The 13,671-nt window shown below is 60.0% G+C and carries 13 protein-coding genes and 1 tRNA gene; 10 read left to right on the top strand and 4 right to left on the bottom strand.

All coding sequences use genetic code 11. From position 1 onward, the window contains the following. The first annotated feature begins 5 nt into the window (after positions 1-5). The gene (locus V5A26_RS07945) at positions 6-1,070 is read left to right on the top strand and encodes an mRNA surveillance protein pelota (protein ID WP_332321231.1); all 1,065 of its coding nucleotides are present in this window, start codon (positions 6-8) and stop codon (positions 1,068-1,070) included. On the opposite strand, the gene V5A26_RS07940 is transcribed toward V5A26_RS07945, so the two are convergent. Then, positions 1,063-1,806: an MBL fold metallo-hydrolase gene (locus V5A26_RS07940; protein WP_332321230.1), complete on the bottom strand. Its 744-nt coding sequence runs from the start codon at positions 1,804-1,806 to the stop codon at positions 1,063-1,065. The genes V5A26_RS07945 and V5A26_RS07940 overlap by 8 nt on opposite strands. 178 nt (positions 1,807-1,984) lie before the next feature. On the opposite strand from V5A26_RS07940, the gene V5A26_RS07935 reads away from it, so the two are divergent. The 3 genes from V5A26_RS07935 (at position 1,985) to V5A26_RS07925 (ending at position 5,636) form a co-directional block, all read left to right on the top strand. Beyond that, on the top strand, positions 1,985-4,675 hold the full coding sequence (locus tag V5A26_RS07935) for an ATP-dependent helicase (RefSeq protein WP_332321229.1): 2,691 nt from the start codon (positions 1,985-1,987) through the stop codon (positions 4,673-4,675). A 227-nt stretch (positions 4,676-4,902) separates the two neighbouring features. Further along, positions 4,903-5,235, top strand: coding sequence for a hypothetical protein (locus tag V5A26_RS07930; protein WP_332321228.1), 333 nt, complete (start codon positions 4,903-4,905; stop codon positions 5,233-5,235). An 11-nt stretch (positions 5,236-5,246) separates the two neighbouring features. Beyond that, positions 5,247-5,636 (top strand): hypothetical protein, encoded by a 390-nt coding sequence (locus tag V5A26_RS07925; protein ID WP_332321227.1) that lies wholly within the window; start codon positions 5,247-5,249, stop codon positions 5,634-5,636. 113 nt (positions 5,637-5,749) lie between these two features. Here V5A26_RS07925 and V5A26_RS07920 read toward each other — a convergent pair whose 3' ends face one another. Together V5A26_RS07920 and V5A26_RS07915 are read right to left on the bottom strand one after the other, a co-directional pair. Further along, the gene (locus tag V5A26_RS07920; protein ID WP_332321226.1) at positions 5,750-8,371 is read right to left on the bottom strand and encodes an AAA domain-containing protein; all 2,622 of its coding nucleotides are present in this window, start codon (positions 8,369-8,371) and stop codon (positions 5,750-5,752) included. Between the two features lie 43 nt (positions 8,372-8,414). Further along, positions 8,415-9,377: a zinc-dependent metalloprotease gene (locus tag V5A26_RS07915; RefSeq protein WP_332321225.1), complete on the bottom strand. Its 963-nt coding sequence runs from the start codon at positions 9,375-9,377 to the stop codon at positions 8,415-8,417. Between the two features lie 88 nt (positions 9,378-9,465). On the opposite strand from V5A26_RS07915, the gene V5A26_RS07910 reads away from it, so the two are divergent. Further along, positions 9,466-10,071: a TetR/AcrR family transcriptional regulator gene (locus V5A26_RS07910; RefSeq protein WP_332321224.1), complete on the top strand. Its 606-nt coding sequence runs from the start codon at positions 9,466-9,468 to the stop codon at positions 10,069-10,071. 59 nt (positions 10,072-10,130) lie between these two features. Here V5A26_RS07910 and V5A26_RS07905 read toward each other — a convergent pair whose 3' ends face one another. After that, positions 10,131-10,376 (bottom strand): hypothetical protein, encoded by a 246-nt coding sequence (locus V5A26_RS07905; protein ID WP_332321223.1) that lies wholly within the window; start codon positions 10,374-10,376, stop codon positions 10,131-10,133. Between the two features lie 89 nt (positions 10,377-10,465). Here V5A26_RS07905 and V5A26_RS07900 point away from each other — a divergent pair, with 89 nt between their 5' ends. From V5A26_RS07900 to V5A26_RS07880, 5 genes are all read left to right on the top strand, one after another. Next, positions 10,466-11,530: a M20/M25/M40 family metallo-hydrolase gene (locus V5A26_RS07900; protein ID WP_332321222.1), complete on the top strand. Its 1,065-nt coding sequence runs from the start codon at positions 10,466-10,468 to the stop codon at positions 11,528-11,530. Positions 11,531-11,573: 43 nt separating this feature from the next. After that, the gene (locus tag V5A26_RS07895; RefSeq protein ID WP_332321221.1) at positions 11,574-11,759 is read left to right on the top strand and encodes an LSM domain-containing protein; all 186 of its coding nucleotides are present in this window, start codon (positions 11,574-11,576) and stop codon (positions 11,757-11,759) included. Continuing rightward, entirely contained in the window at positions 11,756-11,929 is a 174-nt protein-coding gene (locus tag V5A26_RS07890) for a 50S ribosomal protein L37e (RefSeq protein WP_332321220.1), read from the top strand. Before V5A26_RS07895 ends, V5A26_RS07890 begins: the two co-directional genes overlap by 4 nt. 122 nt (positions 11,930-12,051) lie before the next feature. Continuing rightward, entirely contained in the window at positions 12,052-13,500 is a 1,449-nt protein-coding gene (gene purF / locus V5A26_RS07885; RefSeq protein ID WP_332321219.1) for an amidophosphoribosyltransferase, read from the top strand. Positions 13,501-13,582: 82 nt separating this feature from the next. Then, positions 13,583-13,667 (top strand) — tRNA-Leu (locus V5A26_RS07880). Positions 13,668-13,671 lie beyond the last annotated feature (4 nt).

Below are 13,671 nucleotides of genomic sequence, written 5' to 3'. Positions count from 1 at the left end.
CACTAATGCACGTTCGGGAGTGGTCCCAACGGGAGGGCGGTCGCGAGGCGGTCAGCCTCGTTCCCGAGAGTCTGGACGATCTCTGGCATCTCACCTACGTCATCGAGCCCGGAGATCTCGTTGCCGGCGATACCCACAGGCGCATTCAGCGCAAGGAGGACAACATGCGTGACACCGGTGGGGAGCGCGAACATATGCACGTCACCCTGCAGGTGGATGACGTCGACTTTCACAAGTTTTCGAATCGACTCCGGGTCGGTGGCATCATCAAGGATTGCTCACGCGAGGACCAACTCGGTCTCCATCACACCCTCAACGTCGAGGAACACGACACTATCGATATCGAAAAACACTGGAAGCCCGACCAGCGGGACCGCATCGAGGAAGCTGAAGCGGAGACCGATCAGCCGACTGTTGCGATCGCAACCGTGGCTGAGGGCGAAGCCCACGTTCACACGGTCGCCCAGTACGGCGTCGACGAATACGTCTCGCTCACGAACACGACCGGCAAAGGCGAATTCACGGGCGGTCGCGAGGAACTCTTCGAGGAACTCGCCTCGGCGCTCGGGCATCTCGACGCAGATGCCGTCATCCTCGCTGGCCCGGGCTTTACGAAACAGGACGCTCTCGAACATATCGAATCCAACTCCACCGTCACGCAGAGTGTCACCGTCGTCGACACAAGTGCAGTCGGTGGGCGAGGGGTCCACGAGGTCCTCAAACGCGGCGCAGTTGCAGACGTCCGACGTGAAACTCGAATCGCGGAGGAGTCCGCAGCCATCGATGAGTTGACCGAGCGAATCGCCGAAAATGGGGCGGCTGCATATGGAATCGACGCCGTTGCAGAAGCCACCGAGTACGGGGCCGTCGATACATTGTTGATCCTGGACGAACGGCTTCGGCAGGAACGAGCCGGCGAGGGTGACTGGGCGGTCGACGTGAACGAGTTGATCCAAAAGGTCGAAAACCAGGGCGGCGATATCACCGTCTTCTCACACGAGTTCGACCCGGGCCAACAGCTCCGTAACCTCGGCGGAATCGCGGCCCTCCTTCGCTATCCCATTAATTGATCAGTGAGACGGGGACGGTCAATCCATCGGTGGCAATCTGGACCTCTCCGTCGAACTCGGCTTCGATAATTTCGATCATCGACTCGTGTTCGCCCCTTGTATGCGGATAGAGATGGGTGAGATACACCCGATCGATGGGTGCACCAGCGAGCACCCGACGGAGTTTCGTCGGGGTGGTGTGAGCGTCCTCGTCGACTCCATCCGGAAACGAGCAGTCGTGAACGAGCACCGAGCCAACCGCCGCGAAGTCGATCAATCCGGCGAACTCCTGGGTGTCGCCGCTCAGGGTGAGTCGGTCCTCAAACCGGTATGCAAACCCGTCCATCGAGTGTCTGTTCGGCATCGCCGTGACGTCGAATCCTGCAACCTCCGTCGACCCGGCTTCGATTTCCCGAACAGCGAGTGAGAGACGCCCGTCCAGGTAATCGTGAACCTCAAGCAACCCGTCGAGAAGCGATTCAGTTCCCGGTGGTCCGACAACTGTGAGGGTGTCCGCTCCGGCCAGCCATCGAGCCTTATAGAGCGGGAGCAAATCCGCGACATGATCGAGATGCAGATGTGTCAACAGAACTGTCTCCACCCCCTCGTACCCGGTTTCGGTGCCTGCAAGCCGATGGAGAGTCCCGCTCCCCGCATCGACGAGCAATCGCCTATCGCCCTCTGTCAGGAGAAGGCCTGACTGAACGCGCTTGGCTGTCGGCATCGCCGATCCCGTTCCGAGAAAGGTCAGTTCCATAACGGGTCTCGTGAGGGCTCGGAGAAAACCGTTTTGCTGATCGATGAATGGCCCGTTACACGTCCCGGATCGGATGCTCGAATATGACCGTTCGCCGAGTTCGGTTGTGAAATCTTCCCGGGCCTCTGCCCGTCTCGGCCAACAGCTACAACCCCCCGGAACTCATACCCGCGGCTGAATGGGTCCGGAGACGCCCGCGCAGGGTCCTGATCCCGAAACGGTCCCCGACGGAGAGCTTCTCGAAACGCTCGAACCGGCCGTTCGCGACTGGTGGCGGGACCAGTTCGGTGGCTTTGTCTCGGACAACGGCGGCTATTTCACCCCGCCACAGCGGGAGGCGATTCCCCATATCGAAGCGGGAAATCATACGCTCATCGCGAGCCCCACCGGGTCGGGCAAGACGCTTGCGAGTTTCACGGCCATCATCAACGAACTGTTCGTTCGGGAGCGAACCGAGGGACTGGAAAACACGGTCTATTGTCTCTACGTTTCTCCGTTGAAATCCCTCGCAAACGACATCCATCGCAATCTGACCGAACCCCTGGACGGAATTTATGAGCGACTGGCGGACCGGGGCGAGGACCTCGCCGAGATTCGGCATGCGATCCGACATGGTGATACGGATTCGGCCGCCCGACAGGCAATGCTCGATGAGACGCCCCACATCCTCAATACAACGCCTGAGACCCTTGCAATCTTGCTCAACTCGCCGAAGTTCAAGGAAAAGCTCCGAACAGTTGAGTACGTCATCGTCGACGAAATTCACAGCCTCGCGGACAACAAGCGGGGCACGCATCTCGCGGTGAGCCTGGAGCGGCTTCAGGCACTCGCTGATAGTGAGCCGACTCGAATCGGCTGTTCGGCCACGGTCGAACCGCTCGAGGAAATCGGTGACTTTCTGGTCGGTTTCGAGGAGGGAACACCACGCGACGTAGAACTCGTGGACACTCGATTCATGCGGGACTACGACATCGAACTCGTGACCCCCGCTGCTGACCTCATCGAAACGCCCCGAGCGACGATCCAGGAGCGGTTCTATGACCGTCTGGCGGCATTGATCGACGAACACGACAGCACCCTCGTCTTCACGAACACCCGCTCTGGAGCAGAGCGGGTCCTCGAAACCCTCCGGGAGCGAGGCGATGTCGACGAAGCCACGTCTGGAGCCCACCACGGCTCGCTCTCAAAAGAGAGTCGCCACGACGTCGAACAGGCCCTAAAGGACGGAACGGTCGACGTGGTGACGACCTCGACGAGTCTCGAACTCGGAATCGATATGCCCCACATCGACCTGGTCGTTCAGATCGGGTCACCGAAATCCGTCGCGGCGCTGCTTCAGCGAGTGGGCCGGGCCGGCCATCAGCTCGGTGAAACCGTCACCGGCCGGGTCTTCGCCCTCGCCCTCGACGAACTGATCGAATGTGCGGTCATGCTCGAGCGGGCCCGCGACGGCTTCGTCGACCGGGTTCATATCCCCGAACGAGCCCAGGACGTGGCGGCCCAGCAGGTCTACGGCATGGCGATCAATGGACCGCGGCCATTCGAGGAGGTCGAAAGGATTCTCCGGCGAGCCGACCCGTATCGAGAGTACACTGACTCCGAATTCGAGCAGTTACTCCGCTATCTCCAGGCCGCCTACGATGGGATGGAGGATCGGAACGTCTACGCCAAGGTCTGGGTCGACGAAAATGACCCCCCAGACGGCGAGCACCACTACCCCGAGTTTTCGATCGGACAGACCCTCATTGGAAAACGGGGTCGCCTCGCCCGAATGATCTACATGACGAACATCGGGACGATTCCGGATTCCTTTTCCTGTGACGTGTTCGTCCGGGGGGAGGACCAGTGGGTCGGCGACCTGGACGAGGACTATCTCGATACCCTCGACCCGGGAGACGTGTTCGTTCTCGGGGGCCAGAAATACGAATACAGCTACCGTCGGGGCTCGAAGGTCTATGTCGATCGCACGAGCGCCCGGGCAACCGTCCCCTCCTGGTACTCCGAACGATTACCCCGGTCATTCGACCTCGGCGTCGAGATCGCCCACTTCCAGGAGGACCTCATCGAAACCTTCCAGACGGGTCGGGCCCAACTCAGGTCGCGCCTGCGAGACGCACCGATAGACGAGAATAGCGTCCGAGCGCTCTCCAGGATGATCGACCAGCAGATCGTGTATGCTGGCCCCGAAAGCATCAGCACACCCGATCGGCTCGTTGTCGAACACGTCACGAATCGCGAGGACTACCGACGACGGTACTACGTCAGATCCCCCTACGGCCGTCGGTTCAATGACGGGCTGTCCCGGATACTTGCACACCAGGTGGCCGCCGAAGCCACGGCGAACGTCACTATCGCGGTCGATGACACCGGATTCACCCTCTCGATGCCATTGAACCGAAAGGTGGACGTGGCCGGATTGCTGGAGTCCACCGCCCCCGAAGACGCTCGTGACCTCCTCAAAGCGAGTCTCGACGGGACGGACCTTCGAGAACGCTACTTCCGCATCAATGCGACCCGATCGTTGATGATTCTCAAACGGTACAAAGGCCACGAGAAATCGGCCAGCCGCCAGCAGGTGTCCGCTGAGATGTTGCTCGGCTTTGCGGAGGACCTGGCGGACTTTGCCGTTCTCGAGGAGACCCACCGCGAGATCATCGAGGACAAACTCGACCTGGCCGGTATTCGACGGATACTCGGCGAGATCCAGGACGGGGCGATCGAGATCGAATCACAGACCCGCTCCTCACCGAGTCCGCTCTCCTTTGGGCTGGCCACCCTTTCAACCAGTGACGTGGTGCTCGCCGAAGATGAAGACGCCGCGCTCCGTGCGTTTCACGAGCGGGTCACGGAAGCCATCGAAAGCGACTGAGAGTAGCTCACATCGGCCCCTGGTGAAGCGACGTAACCCGACGAGTAGGGGGCGTCAAATTTCACAGAACCGTGGAATCGCAGAAAGATCATTACCTCGGTGGAAGCCCTCAATAAACAGCAAATGACAATCAAAGTTTGTCCCACTACCAGCCCGGTCCGCGGCTCCCATTCTCAGACGGCGAGAAGCATACGCCACCCGATAAATACTGACGACGTATAGACCGTATGATTTCAAAAATAACCCGTTTCGAACCGCACTTTGAAGGCGCCCAGATTGGCCCAGAAACGTTGGAATCTGGCACACACAGCGAGATAGCGGCGACCAGGGACTCCAAGGCTGTGACGTTCGACTCTGCCACCTTCGAAGCAGGTTCGAAAACGGCGCGGATCCTACCTCTTCGAACACTCGTTGGGGTGGGCGTGTTCGTATCGACACTCCTGGCTGGACTCTTCGGCTGGCGGCGGTTCCGGGGTCCAGGTGAAAGCGGCAAGAACATTGGACCGATTGCCACGACAACGGTTGAAGAACAGCGCAGTGAAGCCACCCCAGCGGAGTGAGGAGGGCCACAATGAACGGAAAATCGCTGCTTCTCACATTAAGCGTCGGGCTCACAACGTTCCTCCTGGTCGGTGGCGCGGTGACGGCCATCTTCGAGCAGTGGGTCGAGTTTTCGGTGTTCATCGGGATTTCAGTTGGCTTACTGGCTGCTGCCGTGGCTGGGGGCGGCGTTGCAGTCGGGCTGTCTGAGGAGGCTTCGAACAAAAAGTGGATCGCCAGAATCGTCGCCGGATTCAGCCTCGGGTTTCTGCTATCCCTGGCTGTGCTCCTCCTCCTCTGGAACAGTGGTATCACAGTCTCCCTTGGGATTTCGATCGCTGTCGGGCTGGTAGCTGCGGTACTCGTTGACTGGGTCCAGCCGTCAAGTCCGGCTGGGAACAAACTGAGCCCGACTGGATGAGGGCCCGATTCCGGAAATTCAGTCAGTACAACCTTCTCGCCGGTCGGTCTGGATCGCCATTCCGATGGCCCTCCTTGTGGCTTCCCATTTTCGGCTGGTTCCGTCGCGTGTGATCAGGGACCGCGAGCCCATTCGAGCATTCGTGCATAGCGGTCTCGGCTCTTCAGCGCAACAGGGTCTCCAATCAGCACGAGTGCCTTCTTCGCTCGCGTGAGCGCGACGTTCATCCGACGTTCGTCCTCGAACAGGGGCCCATCCAAACTCCCCGAAGCGACAAATGAAACGAGTAGAATCTCTGTACTCGAGCCCTGAAACCGATCGACGGTGTCGACGGTGACACCCTCCGGGACCAACGGTTCGATGGTCGAGACCTGTGCCCTGAACGGGGCGATCACCCCAAGGTCAGCGGCGTTCGCTCCAGCGTCCAGATACGAAGCCACAATGTCGGCAACTCGGTTGGCCTCCACCTCGTCAGTATGATCGGCACTCGTCCCCTCGACGAGTACGAACTCGACGCCGTCGTAAATATCATCCCCGTCGATGTCCAGCCCCAGATCGCTGACACGCTGACCGGCAACTGCTGCCGTCGCCGGTCTGAGCGCACCATCGTAAAACTCGCGGGAGGCAAATGCCTGAATGCGCTGAGACATGCGATACTGCCGGTCCAACATCACTGCCGCGTCGGGATACAGGTCGATGAGCCGCTCGAAAAGTGAGGTCCCCAACTCGGCTTCTGACTGCACGACCGGTGGGAGTTGTCTGTGGTCACCGACCAAAACGAACCGATCACCCCGGTTTATCGCTGCGAGGGTGTCCGGTTCGGTGAGCTGACTCGCTTCGTCGACGAGGACGACGTCGAAGGATTGGGATCGCATCACACGAGACCCACAGGATGCCGTTGTCGCCGCGACCACAGACGCCGATTCTAGGGCCTCAGCTCGGTCGGCCGGGTCGCCGTCAGTTTCCAAGCGAAGGTGGGCCATATCCCCTCTCACTCCCGACTTCGTTCCCATTCGAACAACGTCTGAAAACTCCTGATCGAGAAGGGCTTCGAGTGCGTTGTCCACTGCCCGATTGGTGAAAGCAGACAGAAGCACTCGCTCGCCCTGGTCGACGAGTTCACGAATCAAGCGGGCGATCGTGTACGTCTTCCCGGTTCCGGGCGGGCCATGAATCAGTGCCAGATCCTGCGCCTGCAGCGCCCGGTTCACCGCCCGGTTCTGGGTCGGGTTATTCCCGATCAGCTCCTGGTCTTGCCCCTCGAAATCAGGCGTCTCGCGTCCGAAAAGCAGATCTCGGCGGCGAGATGGTCCCTTCAGTAGCCCATCGTGGAGCGCCGTCAACATCCGATCGACCGAGAACTCGGAGGGGTAGATATCGAGCCGGCGCAGTTCGAGCGGTTCATCGGCGGTCACCACAACCGTCGACTCCAGAGACTCGACGACCGCCAGTTCGGAATGGCCGTCGATCGGATCGCCGTCACTCGCCAAAACCCGGTCACCTTCGCGGATCTTGGAAACGGCGCCGGCGGGCCGGGTCGCCCGTATTTCCCACTGGCCGGTCGGTAATTGCTCCCGCCCTGTCGGTTCCAGGTCGATCAGCGCTCGATCCGCCTCCGCCCGTTCGGACGGCGTCTGGGTCCAGAGTTTGGCGTACTCGCGATGGATGGCTTGCCGTTCGGTTTCAATGGCTTCGTACTGCGCAGCGAAATACTCTCGATCCGCTTCGGGGAGTGGATCACCAACTGACCCAGCTTTTGATTTCTGATCGAATCGGCCTGAAACCACCAGACAGGTGTCCTGTTCGAAACAGTACTGGCAGGTTGCATCACCCTCGTAGCCGGTCGGAACGGACATGTCATGCTCCATCGCTGCGATTTCGTTCCGGGTGCGAAGGACGAACTCCTGAAGCCCGTTCCCGATCGGGAAATCCTTGGCTGGCGAGAGATCGCCTGATTCCTCCTCAAGAGCCGCGTTCTTCGTGTACAGCAACGTTCCAGTATCTACGTCGACTCCCTGTTCGGTGAGCAAAAGGGCATACGCGGCCGCCTGGATCTTGTCTTGAAAGCGTGGATTTCGGCTCGTGTTCTTCCCGGTTTTGAGTTCGACAGGGGTTCCACGGCGAATCGCGTCACACCGTCCCTTGATCCCGTAGGTGTCGCTGAGTAAGGTTACCTCAGAACGCCAGCTATCCGACTCGAGTCGTCCCTGCTGAAGCCAGACTTCGAGCGCTCTCGCATTGGTTGTCACCTCCGTTGTGACCGATTCTCGATCACGACCAAGCAAACCCAGTTCCAGAGCGGCCTCTGAGATCCGGTTTTCGACGGCCGTATCGAAATCGACCCCTCGCAGCAGGTCGCCAAACACCTCATGGACGATCGTTCCTTTCGTCACGGGATATTTGAGCGGCAACCCCCCGATCTTGTTGAGATAGTACAGCCGAGGACATTGCACCCAGGATCGGATATTAGTGACGTCGACGAGAAACTCCGGTTCGACGACCACCCGTGAGGACTCAGTCGTCCGCAATTTGTCCCTATCGGATTCGAGATCGGTCCCAAGCAGTTCCATGCCCGGTTCGAGAATCGAGGCGGTTTCGGCCCAGTTTCCCACCAGCGAGAGGCGAACGTCTTCCCCGTCAACCGATAGCTTGACGGTGGCCACGTCCCGGTCCCTGCCCCCAGTAGCGACTGTGCGGATCTCTCCGACGGTCCGAACGTCGCCCCGACAGTTCACGAAAAGTGGGAGGTGACCCGGGCCAAAAACAATGTCGCTCTCATCAGGCTCCGCCCGCTTGTGGGACCCGATCCAGCCACCGACGAGGCGTCTCAAGTTCCGCCGACCGGGGAAGGTATGATGGATCATCCCAGACCCGGCTCGCGCCCGCTACCCCTCGCTGGGACTCGATCACCTCGAAGAACGCCCGGCCACGTTCGTATTGTTCCCGTTTAATTTCGAGCCCCAGCAGTCGGCCGATCAGTCGCGCAAACGGCCCACCTGAATCCCGACGGTCGTCGAGTTTCCGCCGGAGATCAGCGGATTGCTCGTCGAAGGCCTCGTCCATGAGAAGTTCGGCATAGCCCTCGACGGCTGTCATCGCCCGGTTCAACTCCCGGTACGGCTGGCGCGGCACGGAGCTATGCGTGAGTTCGGCGACGATCGCCTGCACCCGATCCGAGAGGTACCCACGCAGCCACGGAGCGGCTCCGAACTCTGCTGCATGAGTCACTTCGTGAAACGCGATCCAGCGCCGAAACCGGTCGAAATCGACCGAAAGTTCGGTTGCCCCGGCGACAATGTTGGGATGAACGATATAGAGGCCGTGATCGCCGGCATCAGAGAAAAGGTGGGGGTCGTATTGCCCCAGTACCCGACGCGAAAGGTACGCGACCGAGCCAGCCACCGATGCCGTGTTGACTGGCCCTGTTACGGCCGGGACCGATCCGCCCACGTTCGCAAGCGGTTCAAATCCCAGTTCCAGCGTTTCGAGGGTTCCATCGATCCAGTGATGACGGTTCTGTACCTCGAGGGTTCGAGGAACAGCAAACTCGATGCCGGAGACCGCCGAAACCTCACGGTGTGCGGCTTTGATGTCCCTCGCGTATCCCTCACGAACGGGTGCTGAGATTTCGAGGGTGCCGGAGTCGGTCAAATCCCGGGCCGCGTCCCCGGCCGCAGGCCAATCGACACCGCCGTCTCCCGTCGCCCCGAGTATTGCCTTGACACCCCCGATAGGATTCATATCTTCGCTACTGGGTCGAGAAAGGAAGTCCTTCCGGCGGTCTGGTAACCAATAACTTGAAACGCGTTGATGGAATATTCAGTCACCAATGGTCCTCAGCAACTCGTTCCTCGACGACCCCGAGGACACGCGAGAAGCCATCATGAAGGCCACCTACGAGGCCCTTTGTGAACACGGCTACGCCGGATTGACAATCGCTCGGATCGCCGACGATTTCGAGAAGAGCAAATCACTCCTCTATCACCACTACGATAGCAAAGACGAGTTGTTGTTGGACTTCCTTTCGTACATGCTCGAGGAGTTCGAGCGAACGGTCCCAGGAACAGCGACCAAACCTGCAGATGAGCGCCTGCAGACGGTCTTCGATCACTCACTCAGTTCGACGCCAGGCGATGAATCCCTGGATTTCATGCGTGCGATGGTCGAATTGCGGGCCCAGGCAGCCCATGACGACCGATTTCGCGATCATTTCACCGACAACGACCAGGTCGTGCATGACAAACTCGTCGAAATACTCGCAGATGGCATCGAGGAGGGAGTGTTTCGGGACGTGGACGAAGACCAGGTCGCCTCGTTTTTGTTGGCCACGCTGTCAGGCGGAATGAACCAGCGCGTTACCTCCAAAATCGGCCAGGAACGACGAGTTATGGCAGAACTCGATCGGTACGTCGATGCCGTGTTGCTCACGGAATAGGTGCTCCCGACGCCACTCCACAAGAAGGACGATCCCCTCGACTGACCTCTGTGGGTCGGCTAACAGTTCAAATTCAGTTGCGAGTCGATGAACCCTTTGAGCCAGGCCACCCCGAACGCGATGACGGTCGCCACGAGGGACACGGCAACGACTTTGGTCAGGGACACGGGGAGACTCCCTGCTGGCGTGGTCGTGACCGATGCTGAGGTGTCACGTGTTTCGTCCCGGTCCGATCCACCGAAGAGGACGAACTTCGGGACGGTCTCGAACTCGATTTGGTCGACGTGGATATCCAGGAGTCCCATAGATCTAGATCCGGGCCGCAAAACGATAGCCTTTGGGCTGGTCTTCGAATGACCGGGCGTTTCAAATCCCTCCGGAATCGAATCGGTGTATGGAACGCACTCAACGGGATTTCCTCGAAACGCTGCTCGCAACGCCAAGTCCCTCGGGGTACGAAACGCCAGCACTCCAGGCGTGGGTCGAGTACGTCTCCGAGTTCGCGCCCGAGGTAACGACTGACTCGTATGGCAATTCGGTCGCAACCCACGAGGGATCGAGTGACGTCTCGATCGCAGTAACGGGCCACGCAGACGAGATCGGGTATGCCGTGTCCGCCATCACCGACGAGGGATTCCTCAGAATTATTCCGGTGGGCGGTTCGGATGCCACCATCTCTCGGGGAACACAGATCGAGATTCAAAGCGACGACGGACCGGTCAACGGCGTGATCGCCCAAACCGCAATCCATCTCCGTGATCGCTCGAGCGCTGAGGAAGTTCCGGATATCGCTGCCCAACACGTCGACATCGGTGCCGAAGACGAAGAAGCCGCAAAAGAACTCGTCGAAGTCGGTGACCCGGCGATTCCAGCCGTCGGTCTCCACGAACTCGCGGACACCCGAATCGCAGGCCGCGGAATCGACAACCGGGCCGGAATCTGGGTGGCCGCGGAAGCGCTCCGCCGCGCTATCGAGCGTGACATCGACGTGACCGTGCACGCGGTCGCAACGGTCCAAGAGGAACTCGGATTGAAGGGGGCAAAGATGGTCGGGACAGAAATCGACGCTGACGCGGTTATCGCAGTCGACGTCACCCATGCCTCGGATAACCCTGCCTACCCCAACGAACGGGCCAATGACGTCGCTCTTGGCGAAGGACCGGTCGTCGGTCGCGGGACGGCTAATCACCCGGAAGTCGTTTCTGCAGTCCGAGACGCCGCCTCGGCTGTGGACCTGCCAGTCCAACTCCAGGCATCGGGTCGTCGGACAGGCACGGACGCAGACGCCTTCTACACCCAGCGTGGTGGGACCCCGAGTCTGAACCTCGGGATTCCGAACCGGTACATGCACACGCCAGTCGAGGTGATCGACCTGGAAGACCTCGATACGGCAGCCGAGGTCGCCGTCGAAACCGCCGTGCAGTCGGCGGATCGGACTGACTTCGACGTGAGTCTGTAAGCGGTTTCGGTGCGTTTATGCGACAGAAGACGTTTGCGAGCGTATGAGTGGCCGACCTCTCGATATTCTGGAGGACACGCTGGAGGAGTCAGTGACGGTCTCGCTAAAGGGTGGTGAGACCATAACCGGCGTCCTCGAGGGCTACGACCAACACATGAACCTCGTGGTGGCCGGAGCTGAAGACACAACGGTTATACGCGGCGATAACGTCGTTTCGATAGAGCTATGACTGGATCCGGAACGCCGAGTCAGGGTAAAAAGAACACCAAAACCCACGTGAAGTGCCGACGGTGTGGTGAGAAGTCCTACCACGTGAAGAAAGGCGTCTGTTCGAGTTGCGGCTTTGGCACGTCGGCCAAACGTCGCGACTACGCCTGGCAAGAGAAAGCCGGCGAGTAACCGAACGGACGACTGCGGGAAGGGGTTTTTCTACCCACGTTTGTGTATACTTTCCGAGGAAAAGCGGCGGAAATCAGCACGTTCCCGGTGCGTTTTTACCGTCCCTCCAGTTATGACTCAGCATGTCATCCGGCCGGGCCACCGATCCCCAACGCACAGGCCCTACCGAGAAATGTGGCGTCGTCGGGGTGAGCCTTGAAGAGCGTGAGGCCGCGCTCCCGACCTATTACGCACTGTATGCGCTCCAACACCGGGGCCAGGAATCAGCCGGTATCGTTTCCCACGACGGGTTTCAACAACACGAACACGTCGGGATGGGACTCGTCGGCGAGGCATTCACCGAGACCGATATCGACACCTTGCACGGCTCCTCGGGGGTCGGCCATGTTCGCTATCCCACGGCCGGCAGCGTCGATAAGTCAAACGCCCAGCCGTTTACCGTCTCCTTCGAAGCCGGGTCACTTGCACTGAGTCACAACGGCAACCTCGTGAATACCACCGCATTACGCTCGAAACTCGCGGAAAAGGGCCATGCCTTCAGTTCGGATGGCGACACGGAAGTCATTGCCCACGATCTCGCGCGCAACCTGCTCGAATCGGATCTGGTTCGAGCAGTGAAAGCGACCATGGAGCGCTTGCATGGTTCGTATGCTCTCACCGTCATGCACGACGACACGGTGATGGGGATTCGTGATCCGGAGGGCAACCGACCGCTCATCATCGGCAGAATCGACGGCGGAAACGTCATTGCGAGTGAAAGTGCGGCGATCGACACGCTCGGCGGCGAGGTCGTTCGTGACGTCAAACCCGGCGAATTGGTCGTCCTGGCCGAGGACGGGAGCGGGTTCGACGCATACCAACTCCTCAGCCCCGACCGGACCGCCAACTGCTTTTTCGAGTATGTGTATTTCGCCCGCCCGGATTCGGTCATCGACGGTGAGTTGGTGTATGAAACCCGGCGGGAACTCGGCCGCAAGCTCTGGGAGGAAGCCGGGGTCGAGACCGACGTAGTGATGCCAGTGCCGGACTCTGGCCGAGCCTACGCCTCGGGCTATCAGGAGGCGGCCGAAGACGTCGAATTCGCGGAGGGGCTGATGAAAAACCGCTACGTGGGTCGAACGTTCATCATGCCCACTCAAGAGGCCCGCGAGCGGGCGGTCCGACTCAAACTCAACCCGATCCGAAGCACGGTCGAGGATCGGTCGGTCACGTTGATCGACGACAGCATCGTTCGGGGGACCACATCTCGACAGCTCGTCGACTTACTCAGGGATGCCGGCGCGGAGTCAGTCCACGTCAGGATCGGCGCGCCGCCGATCACGGCCCCCTGTTACATGGGGATCGACATGGCCGACCGGGACGAGTTGATCGCCGCGGAGAACGATGCAGAGGGTGTCGAATCCGCCATCGGCGCGGACAGTCTGGCATATCTCTCCCCCGAAGCCGTGGCATCGGCCATCGGGACGGAGCAGTCCGACCTCTGTATGGGGTGTGTGACCGGTGACTATCCCTACGATATCGAGGGCGAGACAACCGATCGAGACGTCACCACGCCAGTTCTGGACAGGTAAGCGGGCTGGTGATTTGGCCGAGAAAACAGGCGAATAGAAGGCCTTTTACTTGGTGGGTGGCAAACCTCGGCTGCGTCGATTCGCGTGGGTAGCCAAGCTAGGTCAAAGGCGCAGCGTTGAGGGCGCTGTCCCGTAGGGGTTCGCCGGTTCGAATCCGGTCCCACGCATTTT

Origin of the sequence: Halodesulfurarchaeum sp. (assembly GCF_036626455.1) — an archaeon.
Taxonomy (GTDB): domain Archaea; phylum Halobacteriota; class Halobacteria; order Halobacteriales; family Halobacteriaceae; genus Halodesulfurarchaeum.
This window is presented reverse-complemented; position numbering and strand designations above follow the sequence as displayed.